The organism is Aeromonas sp. CA23 (assembly GCF_002587065.1).
Lineage (GTDB): Bacteria > Pseudomonadota > Gammaproteobacteria > Enterobacterales > Aeromonadaceae > Aeromonas > Aeromonas bestiarum.
This window is the reverse complement of the sequence record NZ_CP023818.1, coordinates 1,079,655-1,094,538: the sequence shown is the minus strand read 5'-3', so window position 1 is coordinate 1,094,538 and position 14,884 is coordinate 1,079,655. Positions and strand designations below refer to the sequence as shown.

Below are 14,884 nucleotides of genomic sequence, written 5' to 3'. Positions count from 1 at the left end.
CTCCTAAGAGTGCCGGTCGGCCCGGCCTCAATCGATAAAGTGGATCAACGGGGCAACTGACGCAGCAGCGGGAAGGCGGCGCTCATCTGATCGCCCCCCACCACGAAGCCGCACAGCTCGCCATCTTCGCCGTGCGCCTCGGCCACCATGCCGTGGCTGTTCCAGCGGCACTGCCAGGCGAGATCCTCGCCCTTGGTGCGGCCCGCCAGCTGCAAGGGATAACGCGGCGTTTTCACCTTCACCAGCATGGGCGGCAGGGTCAGCGGGGTTGGCGTGCCAAGCAGAGTACGCGCCAACGCATTGGCCCCCAGCACGATTGGTTGCAGGAAGGGGAGCAGCTGGCCCCGCCACTGCACGCAATCACCCAGTGCGAAGATATGGGGATCGCTGGTCTGCAAGTTGTCGTCGACCAGGATGCCGCGCTCCACGTCGAGCCCGGCCCCCCGGGCCAGGGCCAGATTCGGCCGCAGGCCGATCGCGGCGATCACCAGATCCTGCTCGCTGGTGCTGCCATCGGTCAGGGTCACCCGCCAGCCGTCGCCGGGCTGGGCGTCTATCCTGGCGATACCCAGCCCGAATTGCAGGCTGACCCCCTGACTGCGCAGCGCCTGTTGCAGCGGCTGGGTCAGGGCGGCCGGCAACAGGGCGCTGAGCGGGCTGTCGGCCAGATCCAGCAGGGTGACCTCGCGACCATCGCTCGCCATGTCCATCGCCAGCTCGCAGCCGATGAGGCCGGCCCCCAGCACCAGGATGCGGCGGGCCTGCTGGATTAGCCCCTCGGCGGCGGCGTACTCCTGCTGGCTGTTGAGGGTCACCAGATGCTCGCTTCCCGGTATCTCTGGGCGCGCCGCGCTGGCGCCGGTGGCCAGCACCAGCTGGCCGTAGGGGAAGCTGCCCTGCGAGGTCAACAGGGTGCGCCGGGCGGGATCTATACCCAGCACGGGGCAATGGGGCAGCAGCGCGATGCGTTGCTGCTCGGCAAAGTCGCTGCCGCTCTGCCGGGTCATGGCCGCGGCGGCGCAGCCCCGGCTCACCACGTGGCTCAAGTCCGGCTTGTTGTACTCGTCGCCGCTGTCGGCCGTGATGAGGCGGATGGGCTGCTCACCATCCAGCTTGCGCAGGCTCTTGACCAGCTGCTGGGCGGCGAAGCCGCTGCCGATCACCACGATTTCCCGGCTGATGCCGGCCTCATTCAGGGTTGCAGCGTTCATACACAGGCCTCCACGGCGCAGGGTTCGAATACCTCCTTGCCGATGCCGCAGCCGGGGCAGAGGAAGCTGTCAGGCACCTGGGCCCAGGGAGTGCCCGGTGCCACCAGCTGATCCGGCTCGCCCAGTGCCGGGTCATAGACCCACTGGCAGACGACGCAGAGCATGCTCTGCTCATCGTCCAGCGTGCTGGCGGCCGGGGTGGCGACACGCGCAACCGGCACCTCGATCACGGGCGCCGTCACTGCGGCGTTATTTGTGATGATCGGGCGGGGTGCCTCGAGCGGGTGCAGCGCCCACTGGCGGGCCAGCTGGCGGCCGTGCTCGCGGCAGTCGGCCAGGGCCGAACCATCCGGGCGCCACTTGGCCTTGAGGGAGATGCTGATGTCGAAACCCGCATCCATCAGCCGGGTCTGGATGCGGTCCACGGCGCCGCCGGTCCAGCCGTAGCTGCCGAAGGCCGAGGCGCGCTTGTTGCGAAAGCGCAGGCCGGTGATCTCTTCGAGCATGCCCGCCACCTTGGGCATCATGACGTTGTTCATGGTGGAGGAGCCCACCAGAATGCCCTTGGAGCGAAATACCTGGGTCAGGATCTCGTTCTTGTCGTGGCGGGCCACGTTGAAGATCTTCACCGCCACGCCCGGGTCCACCTCGTGGATGCCCTGGGCGATGGCGTCCGCCATCATGCGGGTGTTGTTGGACATGGAGTCGTAGAACAATGTGATGCGGTCTTCCTGATAGTGGTCGGCCCACTCCAGGTATTTCAGGATGATCTGGGTGGGGTCCTCGCGCCAGACGATGCCGTGGGAGGTGGCCACCATGCTCACCGGCAGGTTGAAGCCGAGCACTTCCTTGATCTTGGCGGTCACCAGCGGGCTGAAGGGGGTCAGTATGTTGGCGTAGTAGCGCTGGCACTGCTCCATCAGCTCGGTCTGATCCACCTCGTCGTTGAACAGGTGCTCGTCGCAGTAGTGCTGGCCGAAGGCGTCGTTGGAGAAGAGCACGGCGTCCTCAGTCATGTAGGTCATCATGCTGTCGGGCCAGTGCAGCATGGGGGTCTCGATAAAGACCAGCTGCTTGCCGTTGCCTATGTCCAGGCTGTCCCCTGTCTTGACCGGGTGGAAGTTCCACTCTGGATGATGATGATGACCTGTGATCGAGTCGATGGCGTTGTGGGTGCAGTAGATGGGGGTGCCAGGGATGCGGGCCATCAGCTCGGTCAGGGCGCCGGCGTGATCCTCCTCGGCGTGGTTGATCACCACGAAGTCGATGGAAGCGAGATCGATCTCCGCCGCCAGGTTCTGCACGAACTCCCGGCTGAACTTGTGATCGACGGTGTCGATCAGTACGTTCTTCCCTTCGCGGATGAGATAGCTGTTGTAGCTGGTGCCCTTGTGGGTCTTGTACTCGGTGCCGTGGAAGTCGCGCACCTCCCAGTCCCGTTGGCCGACCCAGTGAATGTTGTTTTTGACGTGAATGCTCATCAAGTTGTTCCTTAGAATGCAATAGCGAATGTGCGACTGAACGGACTATTGCAGTTGACGTGCCAACATGTAACCCATTGTTTTTACTTGATAACAACATCTTACATTGTCATTTAGACATCAGATCTATATAGTCAAAATCACAAACACATGTCATTTGGACAATCGCCGTGATCTCGACCGACAGCCTGGCGCGCATCGCCCTCGACCTGCAACTCGGCATCTCCCATCAGGACAGGTTCCACCGCCTGATCCAGAGCGTGCGCAGCCTGCTGCACTCGGACGCCTCGGCCCTGCTGCGCTACGAGGGGGGCCAGTTCATCCCGCTGGCCATCGACGGCCTGATGCAGGACGTGCTGGGCCGCCGCTTCGCGCTGGCGGACCATCCGCGCATGGAGGCCATAGCCCGGGCCGGCGACGTGGTACGCTTCCCCGCCGACAGCAACTTGCCCGACCCCTATGACGGCCTGATCCCGGATCACGACGACTTCAGGGTGCACGCCTGCGTCGGCCTGCCACTGTTTTCGGATCAGACGCTCATCGGCGCCCTGACCATAGACGGCATGAATCCGACCCAGTTCGACGGCATCAGCGACGAGGAACTGCGGCTGGTGGGCGCCCTGGCGGCGGCCGCCCTCAGCAACGCCCTGTTGCTGGAGCGCCTCGCCCGCCAGAGCAGCGAACCCCTCGCTCCCTCCAGCCAGAATGGGCCGGGCCAGCCCGAGATGATAGGCCGCTCCCCCGCCATGGAGCGGCTGCGCCATGAGATAGCCGTGGTGGCGAGCTCGGAGCTGAACGTGCTGATCCTGGGGGAGACGGGGGTCGGCAAGGAACTGATCGCCAAGGCGGTGCATCAGGGTTCACCCCGCGCCAGCGCGCCCCTGGTCTATCTCAACTGCGCCGCCCTGCCGGAATCGGTGGCGGAGAGCGAGCTGTTCGGCCACGTGAAGGGGGCCTTCACCGGCGCCATTCACAACCGGGCGGGCAAGTTCGAGCTGGCCGACAAGGGCACCCTGTTCCTGGACGAGATCGGCGAGCTCTCCCTGCCGCTGCAGGCCAAGCTGCTGCGGGTGCTGCAATACGGCGATCTGCAGCGCATCGGTGACGACACCCCGCTCAAGGTGAACGTGCGCATCCTGGCCGCCACCAACCGGGATCTGAAACAGGCGGTGGTCGAGGGGCAGTTTCGAAGCGATCTCTACCACCGTCTGAGCGTCTTCCCGATCCACGCCCCGGCGCTGCGGGAGCGACCGGACGACATACCCCTGCTTGCCGGTTATTTTTGCGAACGCTGCCGGGTCAGCCTGGGGCTGGAGCGGCTGCGCATCCAGCCCAGGGCGCTGCAACTGCTCGCCAGCTACGACTGGCCGGGCAACGTGCGGGAGCTGGAGCACGCCATCCACAGGGCCGCCGTGCTGGCGCGGGCCGAACAGGGCAGTCAGGCCCCCGCGCTGGATTGCCACCACTTCAACCTGGCGGCCACCGGCGCCCCCTCATCCAGTCGCATCCCTGTGGAACAGGCAGCGCAGCAGATGACAGCTGGCATTGGACTGCGCACGGCTACCGATGCCTTCCAGCTCCAGCTGATCGAGCAGACCCTGGCGGCCCAGCAGGGCAACTGGGCCGCCACCGCCCGGGCGCTTGAGCTGGACGGCGGCAACCTGCACCGGCTCGCCAGACGGCTCGGGCTCAAGGCCTGATGCTGGCGACACCCCACAAACAAAAACCCCCTCGGTGACGAGGGGGTTTTTCGTGGTGCCTGTGCGATGACCGGGGCCGCAGCATGGTCCATCGGCGGCAGATTCAGTCGCGGGCACGGCGCAGGTGGTAGTCGACGTGATAGTCGTTGGCGTTGCGGAACATGATGGAGTAGTTGAGAAACTCCCCGTTCTCGCCATAAGAGAGGGAGGTCAACCGCAGGATGGGCGCCCCCTGCTCGATATGCAGCAGCTCGGCCATCTGCCGGTCGGCCAGCACGGCGCTGAAGCTCTCGTAGTTGCCGGCGATGGGGAGCTGGCACTCGTTCTCGATGTAGGCAAACTTGGAGCCCTCCAGATGGGCCACCGACAGGGTGCGAAACAGCCGCACCGGCATGTAGCTCTCCTCCAGCAGCAGGGCCCGGCCATCCACAGAACGCACCCGGCTGGAGTAGTAGACGGGTTCGTTCACCTTGACCCTGAGCTGGCTGGCAATCGCCGGTGGGGCCGGCATGGTACGAAACTCCAGCACCTGGCTGGTGAGCTCCCGGCCCTGATCGCGCATCAGCTCGGTAAAGCCGCTCAGCCCCTTGGTCTCATGCTGGACATCCTTCTTGGTCACATAGGTGCCGCTGCCGTGGCGCCGCGCCACCAGCCCCCACTCGATCAGCATGTCCACTGCCTTGCGCACCGTCATGCGTGACACGCCGAACTGGCTCGCCAGCATCTTCTCGCTCGGCAATACGTCCCCCACCCGGCAATCCGCGCCATTGACCCGGATACGCAACCGATCCGCCACCGATTTATAGATCACTGCTAGACCTCTCCCAGCCTGTACCCGCGGCCTCCTCATTCAGGGGCTTCAGGCCCAACCAATTGAAAATAAACAACTTTAAATTCAAATAAACCGACAAGAACGTCACAAAAACAAGATGTACAACAATATCTCAAAATTTAGATCTCTTTGTCTAAATAAGAGCATGCGCCGGATCACATAACCACCACATATTTCATGAGGGCTTGACCCATTGTTGTTAGGTTCAATTCAGCAACACAAACAACACCCTATCAAAAACTCTCTTAATAAAGGGACAATATATGCTCAGTCAAATTCAACGCTTTGGCGGAGCAATGTTTACTCCTGTACTACTGTTTCCATTTGCAGGTATGGTAGTGGGCATTGCAATCATGCTGAAAAATCCCATGTTCGTGGGAGAGGCGCTGGCAAACCCGCAAGGGTTGTTTTTTCAAATAGTACATATTATTGAAGAAGGTGGCTGGACCGTATTCAGAAACATGCCGCTTATATTTGCCATCGGTTTACCGATTGGGCTGGCAAATAAGGCGCAGGCACGAGCCTGTCTCTCCGTATTGGTCAGCTTCATGACCTGGAATTATTTCATCAATGCCATGGGGATGACCTGGGGCGACTATTTCGGGGTCGATTTCAATCAGGCGGTCGGCGGCGAAAGCGGCCTGGCCATGGTCGCCGGGATCAAGACGCTGGACACCAGCATCATAGGAGCCATCGCCATCTCGGGTATAGTCACCGCCCTGCACAACCGGCTGTTTGATCGGCAGCTGCCCGTCTTTCTCGGCATCTTTCAGGGCAGCTCCTTTGTCACCATCATTGCCTTCTTCCTCATGATCCCCTGTGCCTGGCTGACCCTGCTGGGGTGGCCCAAGGTACAGATGGGCATCGCCTCCCTGCAGGAGTTCATGCTGATCTCGGGCCCGCTCGGTGTCTGGGTCTACACCTTCCTCGAGCGCATCCTGATCCCGACCGGACTGCATCACTTCATCTATGGCCCCTTCATCTTCGGCCCGGCCGCGGTGGAAGGCGGCATCCAGCTCTACTGGGCCCAGCATCTGCAGGAGTTCAGCCAGAGCACGCGTCCGCTCATCGAACTGTTCCCCCAGGGTGGCTTCGCACTGCACGGCAACTCCAAGATCTTCGGTGCCATGGGGATTGCCCTGGCCATCTACGCCACTGCAGCCCGTGAAAACAAGGCCAAGGTGGCCGGTCTGCTGATCCCGGCGACCCTGACCGCCATGCTGGTGGGCATCACAGAGCCGCTTGAATTCACCTTCCTCTTCATCTCGCCACTGCTGTTTGCCATCCATGCCCTGCTGGCCGCCACCATGGCCACAGTCATGTACCTGTTCGGTGTCGTCGGCAACATGGGCGGCGGCCTGCTCGACCAGTTCCTGCCGCAGAACTGGATCCCCATGTTCCACAACCATGCCGGCATGATGTTTACCCAGATAGCCATAGGCCTGGTGTTTACCGGACTCTGGTTCCTGATATTCAGGAGTCTCATTCTGAGATTCAATTTGAAAACCCCGGGGCGGGAAGACAGCGAAATAAAGCTGTATTCCAAGGCCGATTATCAGGCCGCCAAACAGCAACGAGGCTGTGATATTGCAGAGCAAATTATCGAGGCACTCGGCGGCAGCAAAAACATAAGAAGCCTGAATAATTGCGCCACCCGATTAAGAATATCGCTGATAAATTCCAGCCAGGTTGCGGCAGATGACATATTCAAACAACTGGGTGCCCATGGGGTGGTTCGTCATGGCGACAGCATTCAAATAATCATAGGTCTGCATGTGCCTCAGGTACGTGAAAATATGGAATCGATAATGAACAACCCCACTCAATCCTCTTCTTTCGTAACGGAGTCATGATCATGAAAAAATTCTCTGTAGTCATCGCCGGCGGCGGCAGCACTTTCACACCGGGTATCGTCCTCATGCTGCTGGAGAACCAGCATCGTTTCCCGCTCAAGGAGATCAAGTTCTATGACAACGATGGTGCCCGCCAGGAAGTCATCGCCGAGGCATGCAGGATACTGCTGAAAGAGAAGGCACCCGAGATTGCCTTCAGCTACGGTACCGATCCCAAGGCGGCCTTCAGCGAGGTGGATTTTGTCATGGCCCACATCCGGGTCGGCAAATACCCCATGCGCGAGCAGGACGAGAAGATCCCCCTGCGTCACGGCGTGGTCGGTCAGGAGACCTGTGGTCCAGGCGGCATCGCCTACGGCATGCGCTCCATCGGCGGCGTACTGGAGCTGGTCGACTACATGGAGCAGTACTCCCCCAACGCCTGGATGCTGAACTACTCCAACCCGGCCGCCATAGTGGCGGAGGCAACCCGTCGCCTGCGTCCCAACGCCAAAATCCTCAACATCTGCGACATGCCGATCGGGATCGAGGGGCGCATGGCCCAGATCGCCGGCCTCAAGTCACGCAAAGAGATGCGGGTACGCTACTACGGTCTCAACCACTTCGGCTGGTGGACCCGCATCGAGGATCTGGCAGGCAACGACCTGATGCCGAAGATCAAGGAACACGTCGCCCGCCACGGCTATGTGCCCAACAGCGCCAGCCATGCCGAAGCAAGCTGGAACGATACCTTCGCCAAGGCCAGGGATGTGTGGGCGCTCGATCCGGATACCCTGCCCAACACCTATCTCAAGTACTACCTCTACCCTGACTATGTGGTGGCCCATGCCAACCCTGAGCATACCCGCGCCAACGAGGTGATGGAGCACCGCGAGAAGCAGGTATTCAGCGCCTGCCGCGCCATCGTCAAGGCGGGTCATTCGGAGGCAGGCGAGCTGGAGATCGACGAGCACGCCTCCTATATAGTGGACCTGGCCACCGCCATCGCCTTCAACACCCAGGAGCGGATGCTGCTGATAGTCCCGAACCGGGGCGCCATCAGCAACTTCGACCCCGAGGCCATGGTCGAGATCCCCTGTCTGGTGGGCAGCAGCGGGCCTGAGCCCTTGCAGGTCGGCAATATTCCCCTGTTCCAGCAGGGCCTGATGGGCCAGCAGGTAGCGGTCGAGAAGCTGGTGGTGGAAGCCTGGGTCGAACGCTCCTACCAGAAGCTGTGGCAGGCGATCACCCTGTCCAAGACGGTGCCCAGCGCCTCGGTGGCGAAGGCCATCCTGGATGACCTGGTGGCCGCCAACAAGGATTACTGGCCGCCGCTGCAATAAATTGCCCATAAACAAAAACCCCCTCGGTGACGAGGGGGTTTTTCGTGGTGCCGACTATCGCCGTGCAATACAGCGTGGCGGTCAGCGCAGGGATTTGACCGAACGGCGGACGATAAGCTCGGGCTCTACCGTCATGGACTCGACTTCCAGCGCCTTGTTGCGGATCCGGCTCACCAGATGTTTCACCGCCAGCAGGCCGAGCTCGGCCTTGGGGTGGCGAATAGTGGTGAGCGGCGGGCTGGAGAAGCGCGCCATTTCCACGTCGTCATAGCCGATCATGGATATGTCGTCCGGCACCTTGACCCCGGCTTCCCAGGCGGCGCAGATGGCGCCGATGGCCATGGGATCATCGAAGGCGAACACAGCCGTCGGGCGAGGCGTGAGGGCCAGGATGCGCTGCATGGCATCGAAACCGCTCTGGCTCTCGTAATCCCCTTCGAAGATCTGCTCGTCCTTCAGGATCAGGCCATGCTCGCCCAAGGCGTCGCGCACCCCGTCCAGCCGCTGCTGGGTGGTCGGCTTGGAGAGCTGGCCGGTGATGCAGACGATCTCTTTATGACCCTGCTCCAGCAGATGGCGTACCGCCAGACGCGCGCCTATGCGGGCGTTGTCATTGATCACGTTGGCAAAATCGCACTCTGTGCCCCAATCCAGCACCACCTGCGGCACATTCTTGTGGATGCGCAGCATGTCGCGCAGCGGGGTGTCGATATCGGTTCCCAGCACCAGCAGGCCGTCGACCCGCTTCTCCATCAGCATTCTCAGGTAATGCTGCTGGCGGGGCGGCTGGTTTTCGGTGTTGCACAGGATCAGGCTGTAACCCTGTTCGAAACAGTACGCCTCCACCCCTTGCACCACTTCCGCGAAGAAGGGGTTGGCACTGGTGGTAACCAGCATGCCTATGGTTTTGGTTGAGTTTATCTTGAGGCTGCGCGCTACCGAGTTGGGCGCGTAGTTGAGTTCTGCCACCGCCTCAAGCACTTTTTGGGTTGCATCTTCGCTGACCCGACGGGTGTGATTGAGTACATGTGAGACGGTGGAGATGGATACGCCTGCACGGGAAGCGACATCCTTGATAGTGGCCATCTCTGTCTCCTGAAGATCAAAAGCGGAACATTAGCAGATTTCCCGAATAAAGGCTTGGTTTTAACAGGCACTGCCAATGAATTGTCAATGCTGGCTAATCTAGGCGCTCATTTCTATTTGCGCAAACGGATTTTGGTCAAAATGGGAGCAGTGTCAGGGTAAAATATCGTCAGTTTTTTCATCTGCCATTTGTCACCAGCACACCTTGTTGTGAAGATGTTAACTGAACAAATCAGTATTAATGTCTACAATGGCATTTGAAATTAGCTATTTGTTTCAAAAAAGCACTATCCCACCCACTCTGGTTAGTATCTTTAACAGCTTGTTATTGCCCAGCGAGGAATGATAGAACCATACCTATTACCGGACTGGCGGGATCCCGGCCCGGAATGGCACACGGAAAATGAAACAATCCACTGATTAAGGGACGAATCAATGCATAAGTTGAGCAAAATCACAGTAAGCGCAGCGGTTTCTTTGGCTCTGTTTGGATCGATATCCATCGCCAACGCGGCTGACACCATCAAGATCGGCATCGCCGGCCCGGTCACAGGCCCGGTCGCCCAGTACGGTGACATGCAGTTCACCGGCGGCAAGATGGCGGTCGAGCAGATCAACAAGGCTGGCGGTATCGCAGGCAAGCAGATCGAAGCCGTCATCTATGACGATGCCTGCGATCCCAAGCAGGCCGTGGCGGTCGCCAACAAGGTGATCAACGACGGCGTCAAGTTCGTGGTCGGCCACCTCTGCTCCGACAACACCCTGCCCGCCTCCGACATCTATGAAGATGAAGGCGTGCTGATGATCACCCCTGCCTCCACCAACCCCAAGATCACCGAGCGCGGCTATCAGCTGGTGCTGCGTACCATAGGTCTGGACAGCGACCAGGGTCCGACCGCCGCCAAGTACATCATCGAGCAGGTCAAGCCCAAGCGCGTGGCCGTCATCCACGACAAGAAGCAGTACGGTGAAGGCATCGCCACCAGCGTGAAGGCATCCCTGGACAAGGCCGGCGTGAAAGTGGTGGCGTTCGAAGGCATCACAGCCGGTGACAAGGACTTCTCCGCCCTGATCGCCAAGCTGCAGAAAGAGAACGTCGATTTCGTCTACTACGGCGGCTACCACCCCGAGCTGGGTCTGATCCTGCGTCAGGCTGGCGAGAAGGGTCTGAAGGCCAAGTTCATGGGTCCGGAAGGGGTAGGCAACAAGGACATCTCCGCCATCGGTGGCCCGGCTTCCGAAGGTCTGCTGGTGACCCTGCCGAACAAGTACGATCTGGTGCCGACCAACGCCCCGCTGGTAGCGGCGTTCAAGGCCAAGGGTCAGGACTCCTCAGGCCCCTTCGTCTGGACCACCTATGCGGCGGTACAGACCCTGGCTGCCGGTATCGCCAAGGCGGGTGAGGATGACCCGGCTGCGGTCGCCGCCGCCATCAAGGCCACGCCGATCGATACCGTCATGGGCACCTTGAGCTGGGCGCCGAGTGGTGACCTGAAAGGCTTTGAATTCGGTGTGTTCCAGTGGCACGCCGACGGTACCTCCACTCAAGTCAAATAATCTGCCGGTCGGGGTGACATGAGTCACCCCTCCTTTCTTTGCGGGCAAGTACAGGGATCGCAGTATGTCCGAACACCTCCTTTACCTGGTTCAGCAGCTGCTGAACGGGTTAACCATAGGCAGCACCTATGCGTTGATCGCCATCGGCTACACCATGGTCTATGGCATCATCGGCATGATCAACTTCGCCCACGGCGAGGTTTACATGATCGGCTCCTATGTCGCCTTTATGGTGATGGCCGGGCTCGCCATGATGGGCATCGACAGCACCTTCCTGCTGCTGGGAGGCGCCTTCCTGGTCAGCATCATCATCACGGGAACCTATGGCTGGACCATAGAGCGGGTCGCCTATCGCCCGCTGCGGGGCGGCAACCGCCTCATCCCCCTCATCTCCGCCATCGGCATGTCGATCTTCCTGCAGAACATGATGCGAATGGCACAGGGCTCGCGCGATATCGCCATGCCCACCCTGATCTCCGGGGGCTGGACCCTGGGCGCCGAAGACGGCTTCCAGGCCAGCCTCTCCTACATGCAGCTCATCATCTTCGTGGTGACCTTCATCACCATGCTGGCGCTGACCCAGTTCATCGGCCGCTCCCGCATGGGCCGTGCCTGCCGCGCCTGTTCGGAAGACATCAAGATGGCCAACCTGCTGGGGATAGACACCCATGTGGTCATCTCCATCACCTTCGTGCTGGGGGCCACCCTGGCCGCCGTCGCGGGCGTGCTGCTCGGCATGTATTACGGCGTCATCAACCCCTATCTCGGCTTCATGGCCGGTCTGAAAGCCTTTACCGCTGCGGTATTGGGCGGCATCGGCAGCATTCCTGGCGCGGTGCTGGGCGGCCTGCTGCTGGGGGTGGTGGAAGCACTCACCGCCGGCTATCTCAGCACCGAGTACAAGGATGTGATGGCCTTCGCCCTGCTGATCGGCGTCTTGCTGTTTATGCCCACCGGCATTCTGGGCCGACCGGAAGTGGAGAAAGTCTGATGAAACGCCAATTCATTCACGCCTGTATCGCCAGCCTGGTATTGCTGGTGCTCTCCTTCTGGCTGCTCGGCTTCAAACTCGAGACCGACGGCACCCGTTTGCTGGTAGTCAGCCGCCTCGACGTGTCGCTGGCCTGGCTGGTGGGCGGTGCCGCCCTGGTGTTCTGGTTCCAGATGTTGCGCGGCCAGATCAGCCGGCTGTTCAAAGGCTCCATCAGCGGCTTCTCCATCGGCTTCACCAAGCTGGTGCTGCCCAGCCCGGAAGAGGCACCCAAGCTCTATAACCTCACCGCCGTGCTGGTGCTGTTGTTTGCGGTGAGCTGGCCCTTCATGGCCTCGCGAGGCGCCATCGATCTCGCCACCCTCACCCTGATCTACATCATGCTGGGGCTAGGCCTGAACGTGGTGGTGGGTCTGGCCGGTCTGCTGGATCTGGGCTACGTCGGCTTCTACGCGGTCGGCGCCTACAGCTATGCCCTGCTCAACACCTACTTCGGCCTGAGCTTCTGGGAGTGCTTGCCCATCGCCGGCCTGACGGCAGCCACCTTCGGCTTCCTGCTCGGCTTCCCGGTGCTGCGGCTGCGGGGGGACTATCTGGCCATAGTCACCCTGGGCTTTGGCGAGATCATCCGCATCCTGCTCAACAACATGACCAGCCTCACCGGCGGCCCGAACGGCATCTCCGGCATTCCCAAACCGACGCTGGGCGGACTGGAGTTCAACCGCACCGTCAAGGACGGGGGTTTTGGCACCTTCCACGACTTCTTCGGCATCGCCTACAACGCCAACCACAAGGTGATCTTCCTCTACCTGATGGCGCTGGTGCTGGTGGTGGCCACCCTGTTCGTCATCAACCGCCTGCTGCGCATGCCGCTGGGCCGCGCCTGGGAAGCGCTGCGGGAGGACGAGATCGCCTGCAAGTCGCTGGGGCTCAACCCCACCATCATCAAGCTGACCGCCTTCACCATAGGCGCCTGCTTCGCTGGCTTCGCCGGCAGCTTCTTCGCCTCGCGCCAGGGCTTCATCAGCCCGGAGTCCTTCGTCTTCATCGAGTCGGCCATCGTCCTTGCGATCGTGGTGCTGGGGGGCATGGGCTCCCAGATCGGGGTGGTGCTGGCCGCCATAGTGATGACGGTACTGCCGGAGCTGGCCCGTGAATTCAACGAGTACCGCATGCTGATGTTCGGTCTGCTGATGGTGTTCATGATGATCTGGCGGCCACAGGGACTGCTGCCGATGACCAGACCTCACCTGGAGCTACAAAAATGAGCAATCAGACGTTGTTAGAAGTCTCTGATTTATCGATGCGCTATTTGGCCGGATTGCTGGCGGTGACTTGCTCCACCTTGAATCGGGGGCTGAAAAAATGAGTGCCAATCAGAAGTTAATGGAAGTCTCTGATCTGTCGATGCACTTCGGCGGTTTGTTGGCGGTCAACGGCGTCAAACTGGACGTGGACAAGGGGGAGGTGATCTCCATCATAGGCCCCAACGGCGCGGGCAAGACCACAGTCTTCAACTGCCTGACCGGCTTCTATCGCCCGAGCGGCGGCACCATTCGCTACAAGGGTGAAGAGATCCAGGGGCTGCCCGGTCACCTCATCGCCCGCAAGGGAATAGTGCGCACCTTCCAGCACGTGCGGCTGTTCAAGGACATGACGGCGGTTGAGAACCTGCTGGTGGCCCAGCATCGCCACCTCAACACCAGTTTCATCGCCGGCCTGTTCAAGACCCCGGCCTTTCGCCGTGCCGAGCAGGAGGGGCTGGAACACGCCGCCTTCTGGCTGGAGAAGGTGGGCCTCAAGGATCTCTCCAATCGCGCCGCCGGCAACCTGGCCTATGGCCAGCAACGCCGGCTCGAGATCGCCCGCTGCATGGCGACCCGGCCCGATCTGCTGATGCTGGACGAGCCGGCCGCCGGCCTCAACCCGCACGAGACAGATGAGCTGAACGAGCTGATCATCAGCCTGCGGGACGAGTTTGGTGTCTCCGTCCTGCTTATCGAACACGACATGAAGCTGGTGATGGGGATCTCCAACCGCATCTTCGTGGTCAATCAGGGCACCCCGCTGGCCCACGGCAAGCCGGATGAGATCCGCAACAATCCGGCCGTGATCAAGGCCTATCTGGGCGAGTCGTAAGGACAAAAAGATGTTAGAACTTCGCAACGTATCGACCCACTACGGCAAAATTCAGGCGCTGCACGACGTCAGCGTCGAAGTGAAAGAGGGGGAAATCGTCACCCTGATAGGTGCCAACGGCGCCGGCAAGACCACCTTGCTGATGACACTGTGCGGCGAGCCCAAGCCCAGCAGCGGCAGCATCTGGTTCGAGGGGGAGCAGATAAGCTCCCTCACCACGGCCCGCATCATGCGCAAGGATATCGCCGTGGTGCCGGAGGGGCGCCGAATCTTCGCCCGCCTGACGGTGGAGGAGAACCTGCTGATGGGCGCCTTCTTCGTCGACAAGGAGGAGCAGCACGGCCTGCTGGATCAGGTGTTCACCCTGTTCCCGCGCCTGCACGAGCGGCTGCAACAGCGCGCCGGCACCATGTCCGGCGGCGAACAGCAGATGCTGGCCATAGGCCGCGCCCTGATGAGCAAGCCGCGCCTGCTGCTGCTGGATGAACCCTCGCTGGGGCTGGCCCCCATCGTCATCCAGCAGATCTTCGACACCATAGAGCAGCTGCGCCAGAAGGGGATGACCATCTTCCTGGTGGAGCAGAACGCCAACCAGGCGCTCAAGCTGGCCGATCGGGGCTATGTGCTGGAGAACGGCCACGTGGTGCTGCAAGACACGGGGGCCGCCCTGCTGGCCAACCCCGCAGTACGGCAGGCCTACCTGGGTGGTTAA

At 61.1% G+C, this 14,884-nt stretch carries 12 protein-coding genes; 8 read left to right on the top strand and 4 right to left on the bottom strand.

The features are described 5' to 3' along the window. Positions 1–44 precede the first annotated feature (44 nt). Positions 45–1,211, bottom strand: a complete 1,167-nt coding sequence (norW, locus tag CK910_RS05130; protein ID WP_098981328.1) for an NADH:flavorubredoxin reductase NorW — start codon at positions 1,209–1,211, stop codon at positions 45–47. Further along, the gene (norV, locus tag CK910_RS05125) at positions 1,208–2,692 is read right to left on the bottom strand and encodes an anaerobic nitric oxide reductase flavorubredoxin (protein ID WP_098981325.1); all 1,485 of its coding nucleotides are present in this window, start codon (positions 2,690–2,692) and stop codon (positions 1,208–1,210) included. The genes norW and norV overlap by 4 nt, the downstream gene beginning before the upstream one ends. A gap of 170 nt (positions 2,693–2,862) precedes the next feature. Here norV and norR point away from each other — a divergent pair, with 170 nt between their 5' ends. Further along, complete coding sequence (norR, locus tag CK910_RS05120) at positions 2,863–4,392, top strand: nitric oxide reductase transcriptional regulator NorR (protein ID WP_098981322.1); 1,530 nt, start codon at positions 2,863–2,865, stop codon at positions 4,390–4,392. A 103-nt stretch (positions 4,393–4,495) separates the two neighbouring features. Here norR and CK910_RS05115 read toward each other — a convergent pair whose 3' ends face one another. Beyond that, positions 4,496–5,203, bottom strand: coding sequence for a GntR family transcriptional regulator (locus CK910_RS05115; RefSeq protein WP_043135820.1), 708 nt, complete (start codon positions 5,201–5,203; stop codon positions 4,496–4,498). A gap of 284 nt (positions 5,204–5,487) precedes the next feature. Between CK910_RS05115 and CK910_RS05110 the strand changes: the two genes are divergently transcribed. Continuing rightward, entirely contained in the window at positions 5,488–7,077 is a 1,590-nt protein-coding gene (locus CK910_RS05110) for an alpha-glucoside-specific PTS transporter subunit IIBC (protein ID WP_098981319.1), read from the top strand. Continuing rightward, positions 7,074–8,399, top strand: a complete 1,326-nt coding sequence (locus CK910_RS05105; RefSeq protein ID WP_216640176.1) for a 6-phospho-alpha-glucosidase — start codon at positions 7,074–7,076, stop codon at positions 8,397–8,399. Before CK910_RS05110 ends, CK910_RS05105 begins: the two co-directional genes overlap by 4 nt. Before the next feature lie 81 nt (positions 8,400–8,480). On the opposite strand, the gene CK910_RS05100 is transcribed toward CK910_RS05105, so the two are convergent. Further along, complete coding sequence (locus tag CK910_RS05100) at positions 8,481–9,485, bottom strand: substrate-binding domain-containing protein (RefSeq protein WP_098981315.1); 1,005 nt, start codon at positions 9,483–9,485, stop codon at positions 8,481–8,483. Positions 9,486–9,920: 435 nt separating this feature from the next. On the opposite strand from CK910_RS05100, the gene CK910_RS05095 reads away from it, so the two are divergent. From CK910_RS05095 to CK910_RS05075, 5 genes are all read left to right on the top strand, one after another. After that, on the top strand, positions 9,921–11,042 hold the full coding sequence (locus CK910_RS05095; protein WP_043135811.1) for a branched-chain amino acid ABC transporter substrate-binding protein: 1,122 nt from the start codon (positions 9,921–9,923) through the stop codon (positions 11,040–11,042). Between the two features lie 64 nt (positions 11,043–11,106). Further along, positions 11,107–12,033 carry a high-affinity branched-chain amino acid ABC transporter permease LivH gene (livH, locus tag CK910_RS05090; protein WP_042867383.1) on the top strand — a complete coding sequence of 309 codons (927 nt, stop codon included), beginning with the start codon at positions 11,107–11,109 and terminating at the stop codon, positions 12,031–12,033. Then, the gene (locus tag CK910_RS05085; RefSeq protein ID WP_043135809.1) at positions 12,033–13,301 is read left to right on the top strand and encodes a high-affinity branched-chain amino acid ABC transporter permease LivM; all 1,269 of its coding nucleotides are present in this window, start codon (positions 12,033–12,035) and stop codon (positions 13,299–13,301) included. Before livH ends, CK910_RS05085 begins: the two co-directional genes overlap by 1 nt. A 97-nt stretch (positions 13,302–13,398) precedes the next feature. Further along, positions 13,399–14,172 carry a high-affinity branched-chain amino acid ABC transporter ATP-binding protein LivG gene (gene livG / locus CK910_RS05080; RefSeq protein ID WP_098981313.1) on the top strand — a complete coding sequence of 258 codons (774 nt, stop codon included), beginning with the start codon at positions 13,399–13,401 and terminating at the stop codon, positions 14,170–14,172. Between the two features lie 10 nt (positions 14,173–14,182). Further along, complete coding sequence (locus CK910_RS05075) at positions 14,183–14,884, top strand: ABC transporter ATP-binding protein (RefSeq protein WP_098981311.1); 702 nt, start codon at positions 14,183–14,185, stop codon at positions 14,882–14,884.